At 72.1% G+C, this 14,729-nt stretch carries 13 protein-coding genes and 2 pseudogenes; 2 read left to right on the top strand and 13 right to left on the bottom strand.

Annotation, left to right across the window (positions count from 1 at the left end):
• Positions 1-132: 132 nt before the first annotated feature.
• From PKE99_RS36565 to PKE99_RS36615, 11 genes are all read right to left on the bottom strand, one after another.
• Positions 133-1,368, bottom strand: coding sequence for a cytochrome P450 (locus tag PKE99_RS36565; RefSeq protein ID WP_037054395.1), 1,236 nt, complete (start codon positions 1,366-1,368; stop codon positions 133-135).
• Positions 1,369-1,522: 154 nt separating this feature from the next.
• Positions 1,523-1,882: an aldehyde dehydrogenase family protein gene (locus tag PKE99_RS36570; protein WP_081924772.1), complete on the bottom strand. Its 360-nt coding sequence runs from the start codon at positions 1,880-1,882 to the stop codon at positions 1,523-1,525.
• A 54-nt stretch (positions 1,883-1,936) separates the two neighbouring features.
• Positions 1,937-3,454, bottom strand: coding sequence for a class I adenylate-forming enzyme family protein (locus PKE99_RS36575; protein WP_037054399.1), 1,518 nt, complete (start codon positions 3,452-3,454; stop codon positions 1,937-1,939).
• 49 nt (positions 3,455-3,503) lie between these two features.
• Positions 3,504-4,682, bottom strand: coding sequence for a thiolase C-terminal domain-containing protein (locus PKE99_RS36580; RefSeq protein WP_037054402.1), 1,179 nt, complete (start codon positions 4,680-4,682; stop codon positions 3,504-3,506).
• A 9-nt stretch (positions 4,683-4,691) separates the two neighbouring features.
• On the bottom strand, positions 4,692-5,432 hold the full coding sequence (locus tag PKE99_RS36585; protein ID WP_037054406.1) for a Zn-ribbon domain-containing OB-fold protein: 741 nt from the start codon (positions 5,430-5,432) through the stop codon (positions 4,692-4,694).
• Positions 5,433-5,445: 13 nt separating this feature from the next.
• Positions 5,446-6,429: a GNAT family protein gene (locus PKE99_RS36590; RefSeq protein WP_051738378.1), complete on the bottom strand. Its 984-nt coding sequence runs from the start codon at positions 6,427-6,429 to the stop codon at positions 5,446-5,448.
• Complete coding sequence (locus tag PKE99_RS36595) at positions 6,426-7,640, bottom strand: aromatic ring-hydroxylating oxygenase subunit alpha (RefSeq protein WP_081924773.1); 1,215 nt, start codon at positions 7,638-7,640, stop codon at positions 6,426-6,428. The genes PKE99_RS36590 and PKE99_RS36595 overlap by 4 nt, the downstream gene beginning before the upstream one ends.
• A gap of 121 nt (positions 7,641-7,761) precedes the next feature.
• A complete protein-coding gene (locus PKE99_RS36600) occupies positions 7,762-8,730 on the bottom strand; it encodes a PDR/VanB family oxidoreductase (protein WP_037054407.1) in 969 nt (322 codons plus the stop codon).
• Between the two features lie 84 nt (positions 8,731-8,814).
• Positions 8,815-9,036, bottom strand: coding sequence for a ferredoxin (locus PKE99_RS36605; protein ID WP_037054410.1), 222 nt, complete (start codon positions 9,034-9,036; stop codon positions 8,815-8,817).
• Positions 9,037-9,080: 44 nt separating this feature from the next.
• Positions 9,081-9,941, bottom strand: a complete 861-nt coding sequence (locus tag PKE99_RS36610) for an SDR family NAD(P)-dependent oxidoreductase (protein WP_037054412.1) — start codon at positions 9,939-9,941, stop codon at positions 9,081-9,083.
• A 178-nt stretch (positions 9,942-10,119) separates the two neighbouring features.
• On the bottom strand, positions 10,120-11,373 hold the full coding sequence (locus tag PKE99_RS36615; protein WP_037054415.1) for a cytochrome P450: 1,254 nt from the start codon (positions 11,371-11,373) through the stop codon (positions 10,120-10,122).
• A gap of 139 nt (positions 11,374-11,512) precedes the next feature.
• Between PKE99_RS36615 and PKE99_RS36620 the strand changes: the two are divergent.
• Positions 11,513-11,653: pseudogene (locus PKE99_RS36620) on the top strand (hypothetical protein); the annotation flags it as partial.
• A 23-nt stretch (positions 11,654-11,676) separates the two neighbouring features.
• On the opposite strand, the gene PKE99_RS36625 reads toward PKE99_RS36620, so the two are convergent.
• Complete coding sequence (locus PKE99_RS36625) at positions 11,677-14,097, bottom strand: CaiB/BaiF CoA transferase family protein (protein WP_081924774.1); 2,421 nt, start codon at positions 14,095-14,097, stop codon at positions 11,677-11,679.
• Between the two features lie 59 nt (positions 14,098-14,156).
• The gene (locus PKE99_RS36630; RefSeq protein WP_156068108.1) at positions 14,157-14,297 is read right to left on the bottom strand and encodes a hypothetical protein; all 141 of its coding nucleotides are present in this window, start codon (positions 14,295-14,297) and stop codon (positions 14,157-14,159) included.
• A gap of 149 nt (positions 14,298-14,446) precedes the next feature.
• On the opposite strand from PKE99_RS36630, the pseudogene PKE99_RS36635 reads away from it, so the two are divergent.
• Positions 14,447-14,729 (top strand): annotated as a pseudogene (locus PKE99_RS36635) (2-oxoacid:acceptor oxidoreductase subunit alpha); the annotation flags it as partial.

Below are 14,729 nucleotides of genomic sequence, written 5' to 3' on the forward strand. Positions count from 1 at the left end.
CCTCGTCTGGGCGCTGCTCCGTGACAACCGCCGCTTCACCACCGAGGCACCGGCCCCCGCAGCCAACGCGGCTTGACACGGTCATTGAAACTCCTCGAGGGGTGTCGGCGCTGAGGGGGTCGGCGCCGGGGGTCAGCGCTCCGGAGTGAACAGGATCGGCAGCTCGAGCACACCGCGCACCTGGCTGGGGTGCGAGACGACCTGCTTCTCCGTGTCGATCCGGTAGTCCGGGATCCGCTTGTGCAGCTCCTCGAACACCAGCTGCAGCTCGACGCGCGCGAGGTGCGACCCGAGGCAGCGGTGCGGGCCGGAGCCGAAGGACAGGTGCCGGTTGGGCGTGCGCTCGATGTGCACCACGTCCGGATCGTCGAACTCGCGCCCGTCCCGGTTCGCCCCGGCGAGCACCAGGAGCAGCTGGTCGCCCTCCTTGAGCTCGATCCCGCCGAGGGTGGTGTCGTGCCGGACGCGGCGGCCCGGGGACACCGCGGCCTCGATGCGCAGCATCTCCTCGACCGCCGCCGGGATCAGGGACGGGTCGTCGATCAGCCGCTGCCGCTCGTCGGGCCGGTCGGCCAGGTGCAGCACGGACCAGGCGAGCGTGCCCGTCACTGTGTGGAGGCCGGCGATCAGCAGGAGGAAGAACATGTTGCACAGTTCCTCGTCCGTGAGCGGCCGGACCTGCCCGTCGAGCTCGATCGACTGGTGCACGATCTTCGCCGTGATGTCCTCGGCCTCCGGGCCGCGCGCCCGGCGGTCGGCGACGACGCCGGCGAAGTAGGCGAACAGCCGCCCGGCCGCGGCCTCGCGGGCGGCGTTGTTCTCCTCCTCGGTGCCGCCCGGCACCCCGCGCAGCGTGGTGTCGGTGGCCTCGGTGAACATCGGCGCGTCGTCGAGCGGCCAGTCCATCAGCGCGAGGAACACGCGCGCCGGCAGCTCGTGGGCGAACTCCGAGATGTACTCGGCGGACCCACGGGAGGCGAACCCGTCGATCAGCTCGTTGATGATCTCCCGGATCCGCGGCTCCAGGGCTCGCATGCGGGTGGGGTTGAACAGCGGCTGCAGGGCTTTGCGGAAGGCAGTGTGCTCCGGCGGGTCGACCTCCAGCGGGAGGAACTTGCCGGCGCCGTGCGGCACGAGGTTGTTGGGGAAGCTGGAGAAGGTCTCGGGGTGCCGCAGTACCTCGTGGATCTCCTCGTACCGGGTGACGATCCAGTGGCCGCCGTACTTCTCGGAGTACACCAGCGGCGACCGGTCCGCGATCTCGCGGACCTTCTCGTTGATCCGGTCGGTGGGGAACGTCAACGCCGGGTCGTAGATGTCGAAGTCGGTCTTCAGGTGCTCGGGGACCGAGGTCAGGCTCGTGGTCATGGTGGGACTCTCCTGTCGGCATTGAGCAGGGAGGAGCACTGCCGGAAGCATCTCGGCAGGTGCGTTCGGGAGGGTGGGAGCGCCACCGTCGCAGAAACCTTATACACCTAGGTTCTGGGGTGTCAAGCGCCACACCCGACGACGTTCGCGCTGGTCAGCGCGGTGCACGGCCGAGCTTCCGGCGCCAGTCGTGGGCGCCGAGGAAGCGCACGGCCTTCGCCATGAACTCGCTCTTGGCGGGCACGACGGGGTACCAGTTCGGCTCGGCCTTGAGCGCGATCCGCTCCTCGACGACCGACTTCCGGCGGCCGTACTTGAGCACCCCGTTCGCGCCGCCGAACCGCGTCCCCAGCCCGGACCGCTCCCACCCGCCCGTCGGCACCGGCGTCTGGAACGTGGCGATGACGGTATTGTTGACCGACACCGATCCCGCCTCGATCCGGCGCGAGAGCCGGTCCGCCCGGCGCCGGTCCCTCGTCCACAGGCTGGAGCGGCCTGGACGAGCTCCAGGAATGACACGAACCGTCGATCTGTCTCACAAGCTCGTGCGGGTGACCGATCCCGCTGGTCAGCGCACCTTGGCGTAGCGCTCGGAGACGTCCGAGTACTCGTCCCGGATCGCCCGCTTGGAGATCTTGCCGCTCGGCAGCCGGGGCAGGTCGTCGCGACGCAGCACCACGTAGCGCGGGACCTTGTAGTCGGCCATCTGCGCCCCGCAGGCCTCGATGATCGCCGCCTCGGTCACGCTGTCGTCCGCGGTGACGATCGCCGCGGGCGTCTCCCCGAACCGGTCGTCCTTCGCCGCGATCACCGACACCTCGCGCACGCCCGGGATGCGGCTGATCACGGCCTCGATCTCCACCGGGGAGATGTTGATCCCGCCGGAGATGATCAGGTCCTTCATCCGGTCGACGAAGGTCAGCCGCCCCTCCGCGTCCCGGACGCCGAGGTCGCCGCTGTGCAGCCACCCGTCCCGGAACGCCCGAGCCGTGGTCTCCGGGTCCTGCCAGTACCCGGGCGAGACGCCCGGCCCCTTCAGCAGGACCTCGCCCTGCTCCCCCGGCTCGCACTCGCTGCCGTCCGAACGCACGACCTTGAGCTCGGTGAACGCCGAGCCGCTGCCGCAGGAGTCGGGATGGGTCTCGGCCTCCGACGGCCAGGTGGCCGTCGCGACCCCGCCGGCCTCGGTCATGCCGTAGATCTGGCGGAGCTTCACGCCCTTGCTTCCCCACGCCTCCAGCAGCGGCACGGACACCGCAGCGCCACCGACCACCGCGGTCTTGAGGTGCGACAGGTCGGCTTCGGCGAACTCCGGCGCCTTCGCCATCACCTCGTAGATCAGCGGCACCCCGAAGATCGTCTCGATCTTGTGCCGGTCGAGCTGGCGGACCGCGCGGGACGGGTCGAGCTGCGCCTCGACGACCAGCGTCCCGCCGAGGACCACCTGCATGACCAGGCCCCACACCAGGCCCGGCGTGAAGCACAGCGGGAGCAGCAGCAGGCTGCTGCCGCCGGGTCGCAGACCCTCCTCGCACAGCGACGCCTCGAAGACGATGTCGAGCAGCGTGCGGTTGGTGCAGATGACGCCCTTGGACAGGCCCGTGGAGCCGCTGGTGAACAGCAGCGCGACCGGCTCGGCCGGGTCCCGGTCGATCCGGAAATCCTCGTGGCCCGCTCCGCGCAGCGCGGCGAACTCGGGCAACGGGATCGTCTCCACGCTGCTACCGAGCTCCCGGGCCTGGTCCAGCGTGCCGGCGAACTGCGGGTCGGCGACGACCCCGCGTGCCCCGGAGTCCTGCAGCAGCTTGTGCAGCTCGGCACCGACGAGCCGGGGGTTCAACGGGACGAGCACCGCCCCCGCCTTCATCACCCCCAGCGCCACGGCGGCCCACTCGGGGGTGTTGCCGCCCAGCAGGCCGACGCGGTCACCCTCGGCCACGCCGCGCTCGTGCAGGGACCGCGCGACGGCGCCGGACCAGTCCCGGAGGGTGCGGTAGTCCACGGTGTCCTCGCCGAAGACGAGGGCCGTGCGGTCGCCCTTCGTGCGGGCCCACCAGTGGAGGGCGGATCCGACCGACGTGGCCATGGTGGGGTCTCCTCACGCGTCGTCGCGTACGTCCGGGTTGGGGAAGGATCTAGAGCACGGCGTCGGAGCCGAACAGCGTGGCGCCGACCGAGGGGGCCATCGGGCCCCCGAGCAGGAGCGACAGGGCCGCGTCCGGCACCTGGTTCGGCGAGGTGCCGCGGATCTGCCGCACGGCCTCGACGATCAGCCCGAAGCCGTGCACGAACCCCTCGGCGATGTTGCCGCCCGCGGTGTTCACCGGCAGCGAGCCGTGGGGGGCGATGAGGTTCTCGAACTGCATGACGCGGCCGGCGTCCGGCCCCTTCGGGACGAAGCCGAAGTCGATCAGCGACGCCACGGCGGGCCCGGAGAAGTTCTCGTAGACCTGCACGACGTCGACCTCGCCGGGCTTCACCCCGGCGCCCTCCCACAGCCGCGCCACCATCGCCGGGTGGAACCCGGCGCTGGTGTAGGCGAGGTCGTTCTCGACCGACTCCGACCAGTCCGGGCCCGCGCCCTGCACGCCGGAAAGGACGTACGCGGGCTTCTGCCGGAGCTCCCGGGCCCGCTCGGCGGTGGTGACGAGCACGGCCCCCGCCGCGTCGTTCTCCCGCGAGCAGTCGTAGAGGCGCAGCGGCTCGGAGATCCAGCGGGCGTCGTCGTACACCGCCGGGTCCAGCGGCCTGCCGTACGCGACGGCGTCGGGGTTGTTCTGGGCGTGGTGGTACGCGGCCTGGACCAGCGCCTTCATCGCCGAGGCCGGGACCCCGTCGACCTCGAGCATCCGCTGGGTGCGCAGGGCGCAGATCTGGGCCGGCGCGAACACGCCGTGCCCGGAGAGCAGCGGGCCCATGTGCCCCTTGCTGTAGCTCTGCCGCCCGGCGTCGGCCTCCGAGATGCCGCGGTACACGCAGACCATGTCCGCCTGGCCGGAGGCGACCGCCGCGGACGCCGCGTTGACGGCTGCGGCCACTCCGCCGCCCCCGCCGCCCCACACCATCGTCGACCAGCGGATCTCCTTGGCGCCCAGGGCCGCGCCGATCGCGAGGCCCTCGTTGTCGTCGTTGGCGTAGGAGACGAAGCCGTCGATGTCGTGCGCGTCGATCCCGGCGTCCGCAGCGGCGGCGAGAATCGCCTCGAGGGTCAGCTGCGCCGAGCTCTGGGTGGCCGTGCCGCGCTTGTGGAAGGGCGTGTTGGCGATCCCGACCACGGCCGTGGCGCCGCGGAACGCGCGGTCCCTGCTTGTCATGTCAGTCCCTCACACCAGTCGCCAGCGGAGCAGCGGGTAGCCCTCCGGGTCCGCGGCGGGTTCGATCTCGCCCTTCACCTCCGCGCCGATGCGCACGTCCGCGCCGTCGCCGTCGAGCAGCACGCCGAGGATGCGGCGGTTGCCCGCGCCGGGCAGCTCGACGACGACCACGACGTACGGCAGGTGGCCGGTGACCTCCGGTGAGAAGGGCTGCCAGGTCCGCGTCCAGGAGTAGATCCGCCCGACCGGATCCACCACGGGCCACTCGAGGTCGGTCGCGTGGCACCCCGGGCAGATCGGCCGCGGCGACCAGGTCCATCGGTCGCAGCGCGGACAGTGCTGCATCCGCAGCTCGCCGCGACGCAGGCCTTCCCAGTGCGGCGCGTCGAGCCCGTCGTCCGACGGGTGCGCCATCGACGTGCGCGGCGGGGTGTCCGGGACGTTCCGGACCTGCGTGACCAGCCACGTGCCGTCGAGCTGGATCCACCGCGACCGGAAGACCGCCTCGCCGCCGGTTCCGGTGTAGCGGATGAAGGCGGAGAACAGGCCGTCCGGGCCCGGCTCGACGTCCAGCAGCTCGGCGGAGTGCATGCCCTCCGGCGGCCGGGCCGAGGCCAGCAGCTGCCCGACCCGGTCCGGGCGGAAGTCCGCCAGTACGGTGGCGTTGTCGCCGGCGGCGACGGCGTGGCCGTGCCGCTCGACGACCTCGGCCAGGTCCGCCGGGACGCCCGGGAACTCCTTCGCGGTCACCCTGTCTCCTCGTTCACCGGAGGGCCCAACGGGGCTCGGTCGCCGTGTTGGTCACCGTGTACTGCACGTCCGTCTGGTCGTGCATCAGGCCGAGGCTCCGGGCCTCGTGCACCTGCGGGCGGTCCTGTGCGTCGACGGTGATCATCCCGGCCCGGACGCCCGCGTCGCGCAGCCGCTCGAGGCCGGCGACGAGCAGGGCCCTGACCAGCGGGTCGTCCTCGTGCTCGCGGTCGCCGCCCCGGGTGACCAGCGCGACGAGCCGGCCCGCGGCGCCCCACTCGGTGGGCTCGCCGGAGCCCGGGTCGATCCACACCGCACCGTCCGGCGCCTTCGCAGGACCGCTGACCAGCAGCTCCGCGTCCGCGGGCGGCTGATGCCGTCGCCCGCTCGCGGTCCACAGCTCGGCGGCGGCCACGTGCTCAGCCGTGCCGGTCGCCTCGCGCACCTGCGGGCCGCCGGGCTCGGCGCCCGGGTCGATCTCGCGTCCCGCCCGCAGCGGTATCACCAGCTGCCAGCGGCGCAGGGCCGTCCTGATCCCGTAGCGGCGGAAGCGCAGCGACATGCGCAGCGCGGCGGGGTGGTTGCCGCGCGCCCACACCTTCAGCGCCCGCACACCCGTGCCGCACCAGCCGTCCGGCTGTCCGAGCTCGAGACCGATCTTCTCGACGAGCAGCGTGGTGATGCCGCGCGACCGGTAGTCCGGCCGCACCACGTAGGAGATCTCGCCGATGCCGGCATCCTCACCCTGCAACGGCTCGACGCGCAGGTAGGCGGCCAGGCTCGGGGCGAGCGGGACGTTGCGGCCCGAGCGCTCGTCCGGCAGGAGCCAGACGAGGAGCTGCGTCGTGCCGGGTTCCGTGTCGTCGTCGAGGGAGAGCTGCGGGAAGCCCGCCTCGGCATCGGCCTCGGCGGCCTCGCGCAGCATCTCGCGCAGCTCGGCCTCGACCTCGGGCGGGAATCCCTCCCCGTCCGCCGGGTACCACTCGAAGTCGATCACGACGTCAGCTTCTTCAGCTCACGGTGGAAGATCTGGTTCACGTACTCGTTGCGGCCCAGGACCATCCCGCCCGCGTTCGCGCTCGTCATGCCCGCCTGCGAGCTGCGCAGCAGCGGGAAGTCCTCCTGGTGCAGCACGGCGAGCAGGATCTTCCAGTTCTTGTCCCAGATCCGGTTCCAGCGCTCGGAGTCCATGCCGGAGTCCTCGACCGTGGGCACGACCAGGCGCATCTCCATCCGGCAGCGCCCCGGGTCGGTGGGGTGCGGACGGAAGGTGAGCAGCTCGAAGTGGTCCGGCTGGCGCAGCAGCGTGCTGTTGGGCAGCAGGAAGTGGGTCTCGGTGACGTACTTCGACAGGTCCTCGTCCGGCGCCGGGGGTTCCTCGAGGAACTTGTCGATCGTCTTGCGCGGCGCGATGAACCGGGCGTGTCGCCCGAAGTCCTCGACCGCCATCACGTTGGTGTGGATGTGCTTGGCCGCGGTGTTCGGGTGCGCGTACTGGATGTGGTAGCCGTCCAGGAACGCGTCCTGCATGATCTTCCAGTTCACGGGCTCGTCGAAGCCCTCCGCGCGGGCGGAGACCAGCGTGTCCATCCCGTAGCCGCCGAGGATCTCGTCCATGTCCGGGCCGAGCCAGGCGGCGACGTCGATCTCCGCGTCCGCGTCGTCGACCACCCAGACGAACCCGTGGCGCTCCTCGGTGGGCAGTTCGATCAGCCCGAACTTCGAGCGGTCGATCTCGCCGAAGGTGTTGTCCCGAGTGATCGCCCGCAGCGAGCCGTCCGTGTCGTAGGACCAGCGGTGGTAGCCGCAGGAGAACAGCCGGCACCGGCCCTTCTCCTGCTCCTCCAGCAGCGCCCCGCGGTGCCGGCAGAGGTTCACGAAGCTCTTGACCGAGCCGTCCTTCTGCCGCACGACGATGATCTTGTTGCGCGGCATCTGCAGCGTGAGGAAGTCGTTCGGCTTCGGGATCTCGCTGCCGTGGCAGACGATCGACGGGACGCGCCCGAAGACCGCGTCGCGCTCGCGGCGCGCGATCTCCGGGTCGGTGAACTCGACGGCCGTGAAGCCGTTGACCCCGTCGAACTCGTCGGTGCTGTCGTTGCGGATGTGGTCGAGCGCCCGCCGGATCCGGTCGTTGCGCGGGGCGTGGGGCCTGCGCTCCTCGCCCGTCGCCGGCCCGGTGGTCGGCACGGTGTCCTGAATGGTCATCGTCGCCTCCTGGCTCCGCGCGCCCTTGCGCCGCGGCTCGGGAAGTCGTTCGGTCGTAATCCTACAGGCTTAAGGTTTACCACGCGAGGGCTCTCTCCACACCACCCTCCCACCTGCGTGTTCAGCGGTCGATGACCAGCTTCTCCGAGGCCGCACGGGACACGCAGGGGAACATCACGTCGTTCTCCGCCTGCTCCTCGGGAGTGAGCAGGGAGTCCCGGTGCTCGGGCACCCCGCCGAGGACCGCGGACTCGCACGTGCCACACGTGCCTTCCCGGCAGGACGTCTCGATGGTCACGCCCGCGTCCGCCGCGGCGTCGACGATGCTGACACCGGGCGGCACCGTCACCGTGATCCCGGACTGCGCGAACTCGACCTCGAACGAGCCGTCCTCGGCCGTGCTCGGGACCTCCTTCGGCGCGAACCGCTCGACGTGCAGGGCGCCCGACGGCCAGGCCGCGCAGCGCTCCTCGACCGCCCTGAGCAGGGCCTCCGGGCCGCAGCAGTAGACCAGCGTCCCGTCGCTCGGGGTGCCGAGCAGCGCCTCGAGGTCGAGCAGACCGACCTCGTCCTGCGGCCGCAGCGACACACGGTCGCCGTACCGCTCGACGAGCTCGTCGCGGAAGGCCATCGACGCCCGGGACCGCCCGCCGTAGATCAGCCGCCAGTCCGCGCCCGCCTTCTCCGCCTCGGCGATCATCGGCACGATCGGGGTGATGCCGATGCCGCCGGCGAGGAACAGGTACCGCGGCGAGTCCGCGAGGACGAAGTTGTTGCGCGGGCCGCGCACGCGCAACACCCGTCCGACCTCCACGGCGTCGTGCACGTGGGCGGACCCTCCCCGCCCGGCTGGCTCGCGCAGCACGGCCACCTGGTAGGTCTCAGGGTCGTGCCGGTCGCCGCAGAGCGAGTACTGGCGCACGAGGTCCGGGCCGAGATCGAGGTCCAGGTGCGCTCCCGGTTCCCACTCCGGCAGCTCGGTCCCGGCCGTGGGGCGCAGGGTCAGCCGGACGACGCCGTCGGCGACCGCCTCGCGCGCCGCCACCTCGACGTCGATCTCGTGCTCCGGTGCTCCGGTCGTCCTGCTCACGGCTTGACTCCTCCGACACGACCGGACCGCCCGCGGGCTCCCACGGGCGGTCCGGCCTTCACGAACCTGCTGCCACGCGTCCGGTCAGGCGGACGGCGACGCCTGCAGTGACTCCTGCAGGGCCAGCGCCCGCTCGGGACAGATGTCCACGACGTGCTCGGCCTGGCCGAGCAGCGCCTCGGGCACGGGCTCCACCAGGATGATCGGGTCTCCCTGGTCGTCGCAGTCCACGATCTCGGGCGCGGCCCCGTAGCAGAGGCCGTGCCCCGCGCAGGCGCCGCGATCGACCGTCAGGTACCGGTCCATCTCGGGTCCTCCCTGGTCTGGGTCCTCGTGGTGGGTGGGCGCGGTCAGGCCTGGCCGAGGTCCTCGGGGAACCAGATGGCGACCCGGCCCATGGTGCCGCCGTCGCCGGAGGAGATGACCTGGCCGGAGGTGTAGCCGGCGTCGTCGGACACCAGCCACAACGCGACCTTCGCGTTGTCCAGCAGCGACGGCGGGCGGTCCAGCTTGAGCGGGATCGGGGTCACGCTCTTGTCCCAGGGGCCCGCGACCTCCTCGTAGGACTGGCCGACGACCGGGGCACCGGCCTCCATGAGGAAGTTCGGCGACATGCCGTGGGTCGGCGCGATCGCGTTGACCCGGATGCCCCACTTGCCCAGGTCCAGCGCCAGGCCGCGGACCATGCCGTTCACGCCGGCCTTGCTGGCCGAGTAGGACGGGATCTGGTGGTACGCCACCATCGAGGCGGCCGACGAGGTGATCAGGATCGTGCCGCCGCCGTTCTCGCGCAGCGGCTTCACCGCGTGCTTCGCGCAGAGGAACGGGCCGGTCAGGTTGGTGTCGATGACCTTGTGCCAGTCCTCGATCGGGAAGTCCTCGAACTCGAGGTGCTCGCCGCCCATCACGCTCGGCACGCCGCCGCGGGACACGATGCCCGCGTTGGCCCACATGATGTCCAGCTTGCCGAACTCGTCGAGCGCGGTCCGGACCGTGCGCTCCACGTCGGCCTCGACCGTGGTGTCGGCCTGGACCGCCACCGCGGTGCCGCCCTGCTCGCTCACCAGCTTGACGGTCGCGTCCGCACGGTCGCCGTCGACGTCCATCACGACGACCTTGGCGCCCTCCGCGGCGAAGAGCTGCGACGACTGGCGCCCCAGCCCCGAGCCCGCACCGGTGATGATCGCGACCTTGTTCTCGAGCCTCGCCATGACGTGTCCTCCCTGAGACGTCCAGCGGATGGGATCCGCGGCCCGGACCGCTCGGGGAGCGGACGGGACGGCGGCGGAAATCGCGCGCCGACCCACCGGGGAATGGTGATCGAATTGCGGTGCGACGTTTCCGACCGCCGCACCTTATAGCGTTAGGTTCCGCCCCGTCAACGCTCGTTCAGGACGGCGTGACGGGCGTGAAGAGCAGCGGCAGCCGGGCGAAACCGCGGACCTGGCTCGGCAGCACGACGGCCGGGTCCTCCGGGTCCGACCGGTAGTCCGGGATGCGCTTGTGGATCTCCTCCATGGCGATCCGCAGCTCCACGCGGGCCAGGTGGGAGCCGATGCAGCGGTGCGGGCCGGAGCCGAAGGACAGGTGCCGGTTCGGGGTCCGGTCGACCCGCAGCGACTGCGGGTCGGCGAACTGCGAGTCGTCGCGGTTGGCGGAGCACAGCAGGAGCAGCAGCTGGTCGTCCGCCTTGATCGTCACGCCGCCGATCTCGACGTCGCGCACCGCGCGGCGGCCCATGGCGACCTGCGCCTCGTAGCGCAGGACCTCCTCGACCGCGGCCGGGATGGCGTCCGCGTCGGCGATCACCGCGTCCCGCTGGTCGGTGTTCGTCGAGAGGTGCAGCATCATCCAGCACAGCGTGCCCTGCACGGTGTGCAGGCCCGCGATGAGCAGCAGGAAGAACATCCGCGCCAGCTCGTCGTCGGTGAGGTCGCGTTCCACCCCCTCGGCGTCCTTGATGCGGGTGTGCATCACGGCGGTGGTGATGTCGTCGAGCTCCTCGCCCGCCTCCGCCGCGGCCCGGCGCGCGTGGATGACCTGCATGAAGTAGCCGAACATCTGCATGGCGGCCTCGGTCCGCGACGCCACGGCCTGCTCGGGGGTGTCGCCCGGCTTGCCGTTCATGGCGATCTCGGTCGCCTCGGTGAACATCGGCGCGTCCTCGAGCGGCCAGCCCATCAGGGCGAGGAACACCGTGGTCGGCAGCTCGTGCGCGAACTGCTCCACGAACTCGACCTTGCCCGCGCCCTGGAACTTCTCGATCAGCTCCACGACCAGCTCGCGGATCCGCGGCTCGAGCGCCCGCATCCGGGTCGGGTTGAACAGCGGCTGCAGGGCCTGCCGGTACGAGGTGTGCTCCGGCGGGTCCAGCTCGATCGGCAGGAACTTGCCCTGGCCGGCGTCGACGAGGTTGTTCGGGTAGCTGGAGAAGGTCGCGGGGTCCCTGAGGATCTCGTGCACCTCGTCGTAGGCGGTGACCAGCCAGTGGCCCGCGTACGCCGGCGACCAGACGATCGGCCCGACCTTCGCGAGCTCCGCCGTCCGCTCCTGCATCCGGTCCACCGGCATCGTGAGCGCGGGGTCGTAGATGTCGAAGTCGACGACGAGATCCGGTCTGACGTCCGCACGCGTGGTGGGCATGGCACTCTCCTGTCGGGTCGCCTGTGACTCGCTGACTTTACAAACGACGATATGTGTCAGCTGGTAACGTAGCCGAACGGGTGAACGCCGTCGAGACCCGGGAGGCCCCCGTGCCCGAGATCCCTCCCGCCATCGCCGGCTCGGCGCCCAGCGGGAGAGGGACGCGGCGATGCTCTTCCTCGCCCCGCCCGCGTCGAGCTACCTCACCGGCGCGACGCTCGCCGTCGACGGCGGCATGTCCGGCCACGGAGCGAACGGCACTCTCGCTCATCACGTGTGAGCGAGAGCGCCGTTGGTGCCTGCTCAGGCCGACTCCTCCGACAACGCGGGGTCGTCGGACGGGGGCTGCAGCACGCCGGACCGAACGAGCCCGTCGACCTGCCGGTCGTCGCGGCCGAGCAGGCTGCGGACGATCTCACGCGTGTGCTCCCCCGGCGCCGGGGCGGGTCCGAGGTCCGGGTCCGGGACACCCGAGAACCGGGCGATGCGCGCCGCGGCCGGGACCGGCGCGGACAGCAACGGGTGCGCGAGGGTGTGGAAGGAGTCGCGCGCCACCAGCTGCGGGTGGGTCAGCTCGTCGGGCAGCCGGAGCATGCCCGCGGCAGGCACGCCGGCCGCCTGCAGCAGCGCGGCCACCTCCTCCGGGGCCCGCTCCGCGGTCCACGCCGCGAGCTGCTTCTCGATCTCCTCGCGGTGGGCGAGCCGGCCGTCGAGCGTGCGCAGGTCCGGCTCGTCGGGAAGCCCGGTGACCTCGGCCAGCCGGTGCCAGTCCTCGTCGTCCCGCGCCTCGACCACGCACCACTCGTCGTCGCCGGCGCAGGGGAAGACGCCGGCGGGCGCGACGTCCGTGCGGGAGTTGCCCTCCGCACCCACCGTCCCGGGCTCCAGCGAGGCGCGGGCCAGGGTCGGTCCGAGCGCGACCACGGCGACGTCCGCCTGCGCGATCTCCACCGCCCGCCCCGGCCCGTCGGCACCGCGGCCGATCACCGCCGCCAGGGCCGCGACGGCGCCGACGTGCCCGGCGACGTGATCGGGATAGACGGTCGAGCCGTCGCAGAAGGCGGCCGGGTCGCTCACGTCGCGGTCCGGGTCGCGCCAGAGCGCGGAGACCCCGCACGAGGCCCGCACCAGCGGCCCGTACCCCATGCGCGTACGCCAGGGGCCGCGACCACCGAAGGCGCTGCTGTCCGAGACGACGATCCGGGGGTTGATCCGTGCGAGCTCCGCGTGCGAGAAGCCCAGCGACTCCAGCGTGCCCGGCTTGAAGTTCGCCGCCACCAGGTCCGCCTGCGCCACGAGCTCGCGGAACAGCCGCGCGCCCTCCTCGCTGCGCAGGTCCAGGCCCAGACCGCGCTTGTTGCGCTGACCCCAGGCGAACGAGGCGTTCATGCCGCCGCCCCTGCGGGTCTGGCGCAGGCCGTCGGGGAACGCCGGGTTCTCGACCTTGATCACGTCCGCGCCCTGGTCGGCGAACAGCCGGCTCAGTTCGGCGCCGAACACGATGACCCCGAGGTCGAGCACCCGCAGCCCGGCCAACGGCCGCGCCCCCTCGTCGAGGGCGGGCAGTCCGAGGTCGGGTTCCTCCCGGGTCTCCGCGCGGTCGCCGAGCAGCCTGTCGTGCTCCCCGAGCCGGGGCGCCGGGGTCCGCAGACCCGCGCGGACGCCGTCGACCGACACGTACCCGGTGGGCACCCGCGCCCGCAGCCCGTCGCCGAGCTCGGCGTCGACCAGGGTGCCGGTGAGGGTGAAGTGGTCCGCCTCCAGCACCTCGTCGAGGGTCAGCATGCCGGCGACCGGGATGCCGCGGCGGCTCCCCTCGAGTGTGAGCTCCTCGCGGGTGCGGTCCGCGAACAGCGTGGCGATCAACGGGTTCAGCCGGTCCGACGCCTCGAACCGGGCCGGGATGGCGTCGTAACGCGGGTCGGCGAACTCCGCCGGCTCGCCGAGCCACTCGAACATGGCGCGCCACTGCCGCTTCGCCAGCAGGCAGATCCGGACGTGCCCGTCGGCGCACGGGAAGACGGGGTAGTAGTCGGCCGCGTCCGGGCGGTCCCTGGGGAAGGTCTCGGACCGGCCGGCGGCTGCCGAGCCCTGGGTGCCGAAGCCGGGGTCGAAGCCGTGCACCACCGCCTCGAAGGCCGAGACGTCGACGTGCTCGCCCCGCCCCGTGCGGACCCGCTTCACGTAGGCGACGAGGGTGGCCCACGCCGCGTGGACGCCGACGGTCTGTGCGACGAGTCCCGCCGGTGGCAACAGCGGTGTGCCCCCGGGCAGGCCGGAGCGCGACAGCACACCGCCCGCCGCGGCCAGCACGTTCTCGGTCGCCACCCGGTCGGCCCACGGGCCGGTGCGACCGAAGTCGGTGATCGACACGACGACGAGGGCGGGGTTGGCGGCGTGGAGGTCCTCCGGCGTGAGGCCCAGGGCCCGCGCCTCGGATCCGCCGAAGGACTCGAGCACGACGTCGGCCCGGCGGGCCCGGCGCAGGAGCTCCGCCCGGCCCGCGGGATCGGTGAGGTCGAGGACCACGCCGAGCTTGTTGGCGTTGCGCAACGCGAAGCCGAGGGCGTCGCGCCGGCCGGGCGACCCGCCCGGCGGCTCCACGCGCACGACCTCGGCACCGAGGTCGGCGAGGAAGCGGCCGCAGGACTCGGCCGCCCCCTCGGTGAGATCGAGGACGCGCAACGCGCGCAGCGGGAGCATCGGAGCCGACCTGTCCGTCATGGCACCCTTCCGGTCCCGGCGGGGCCGCCGCCGTGTGCTGTCATGGGAGCTAGCGCGCCTCAGCGGAGCGCGTGCCGGGCCGCCCGTCTGCGGCGGCGCTGCGGGCCGTGCCCACAGCCGGGCCACACGCGACCGGTGGCCGGGGCGGGCGGCCGGCCGATCAGCCGGACGATCGAGCGGTACAGAGTGACCACGGCCATCCTCTCACCGTTGATACAGATGACGTAATCTGTTTCTAACGGTACTAGGTTGGAGTCCGCGGCAGCAATCGGCCCGGTGCGCGTCACAACGCGTCGCGGTCTCCGCTCCCTCACCACCCCACCGGCGGACGCCGCCGAGGAGGACGAACGTGACGACGAACCAGGCGGGCCCCGAGGTCCGCGCCAAGGACCGGGTGGTGATCCGGTTCGCGGGTGACTCCGGCGACGGGATGCAGCTCACGGGTGACCGGTTCACCTCGGAGACCGCGACCTTCGGCAACGACCTGTCCACGCTGCCGAACTTCCCGGCCGAGATCCGCGCCCCTGCCGGGACCCTGCCCGGGGTCAGCTCGTTCCAGCTGCACTTCGCCAACTACGACATCCTGACTCCGGGCGACCGGCCGGACGTGCTGGTGGCGATGAACCCGGCCG

This window comes from Pseudonocardia halophobica (assembly GCF_027922425.1).
Taxonomy (GTDB): Bacteria; Actinomycetota; Actinomycetes; order Mycobacteriales; family Pseudonocardiaceae; genus Pseudonocardia; species Pseudonocardia halophobica.